This is a genomic window from Vibrio ouci (assembly GCF_004551525.1).
In the GTDB taxonomy this organism is placed as follows: Bacteria; Pseudomonadota; Gammaproteobacteria; order Enterobacterales; family Vibrionaceae; genus Vibrio; species Vibrio ouci.
Window position 1 is genome coordinate 1 of record NZ_SATR01000151.1, and the last position, 1819, is coordinate 1819.

Annotated in this window: 2 protein-coding genes and 1 other RNA gene; all 3 read right to left on the reverse strand. The window is 41.3% G+C overall.

Annotated features, from left to right (window positions below):
- Positions 1–134: 134 nt before the first annotated feature.
- Entirely contained in the window at positions 135–389 is a 255-nt protein-coding gene (locus ELS82_RS24590) for a GNAT family N-acetyltransferase (protein WP_244230885.1), read from the reverse strand.
- Between the two features lie 114 nt (positions 390–503).
- The gene (locus ELS82_RS24595) at positions 504–1145 is read right to left on the reverse strand and encodes a hypothetical protein (RefSeq protein ID WP_244230886.1); all 642 of its coding nucleotides are present in this window, start codon (positions 1143–1145) and stop codon (positions 504–506) included.
- Positions 1146–1564: 419 nt separating this feature from the next.
- An RNA gene (locus ELS82_RS24605) (hammerhead ribozyme type II) lies at positions 1565–1625 on the reverse strand.
- Between the last annotated feature and the right edge of the window lie 194 nt (positions 1626–1819).

The window sequence follows — 1819 nt, forward strand, 5'->3', positions numbered from 1 at the left end:
CCCCTGTTCAACTACAAGTTGGGCTGCTTCGAGTTTAAATTCAGGGTTAAAGGTTCTTCTTGTACGTTTTGTCATGGTGTCACCTAATGTAGATGAGGTGCATCTTAACACCTCTAATCAGGTGGCCAAATTAACTATGCCACTACACCCTGCATGCTTGGCTGGACTACCATCTGAGATATCTTAAATAAACGCGAACCTTCTGCGCTTAATCGCCCATAGGCACATAAAGCACCACTGTCTATCACTGCTATATGAAAACTATTGTCTTCGAGTGCATCAAACAATATTTCTCGAGGAAGACCTGGAGCTCGGAAGAACAAGTCATACCTTAAATTCAGTGCCTGTTTATACAGTTCATCTGTATTTTCTAACTCAACAAGTTCCATTGGACCTCCTTGCCCATAACGCCCAATTAAGTTGTGAGCAACGCTGCCACCTCACTTAAACACTTCACCGTAATCACCAAACCAATTGAAACCGAAAGTGCCGAGCGTTGCGAATCAGCTTGAATTGCTTGTTAGGCTTCTGTACGTTGAGTCAGGGTTAGGACCATACAATGCGAACCAATATGGGATTAATAGCCCAAATGCCATTGACCCACCGATAAACGTGGTTGGGAAGCTTTGCAGCACTAATTCAAAAACCTTATCGTACTGCTCTGGACTCAACGTTGACTTACTTACGTATAGCTCATAAGAAAAACAAACTGGCTGATATATCGACATTCGTAAAAACCAACTCAAAGCACTAACAGGAAGCAAAAACAAAAACGGCCTCGTCCATACTGAAGGCAGTATAAAGTGAATTGCAGGAATCAAGAACAGAAAAGCCACGTACAAAGCATTCGCTGATATGTTCTGGGTATTGAATGTATAAGACTGACCTTCATACATCATTAACACAGAGACCCCGAGTACACTAATTAGAAACAGCTTTCCAAACTCTTTTGTACGTGAAAAACGAAACAAGCAATAGCCTACGACCAATAGCAAGACCGTAAACCAAATGTAAGCATCCCAGTTCATTTCGAGGAATCGAGGACGAGATGTTTGAATAATGATCAAAAGCGCATACGCTACGGGCAGGTATAGAAATAAAACAACTACAAGACGTAGAAATGCCCAAACCGCCTGTCTTATCATCTAGTGCTCCTCCTAGAAGCCTAACGCCAAATTAAGGTGTGAACAACGCTAACACCTTAGCTAAACCATTGTGCCATAAACACCAAACTCACTTGAAGTGAAAGCGCCGAGCGTTGTGAATCACTCTTAAATTTATTGTTATATTTCAGTGCGCTATAGGTAATTTGGGCTATGCGCACCTACTAACTTGCTCTTTTCACTGGAGTTTCACCAGATCATCAGTAAGTTAAACTTAAAAGAGCGGTGGTTCTCCCAAAACATGGCAACACATTTTGAAAGTTGCTTAAATTTACTACTAATTTTGTTGATAATTTTCATACCCATAAGCTCTCCCTCCTTAGTCTGACTAGTTAAAAACCCCACAATTTCTGCTAAGAGAAACTGCACCACAAAAACAGGTGGATTTGACGCAAAGTAAATCGAGGCTGCCATCATCAGTCTCAGGAGACCACCACTGAGAGACGTATTCACGTTTCGGCTTTCGACTTGAGTTTTAACATTATAACGTACTGAACTAAAAAGAAATATAACGCCGCGTTAAGTAGTGAGCAACGCCACAACGGAACTTAACCATACCACCGTAAACACAAAAACCAACGATGGAATGAAAAATGCCATGCGTTGGGAATCTGTCTTAAACGCTTTGTTAGTGCTCTTTTTTTAGAAACTCACCA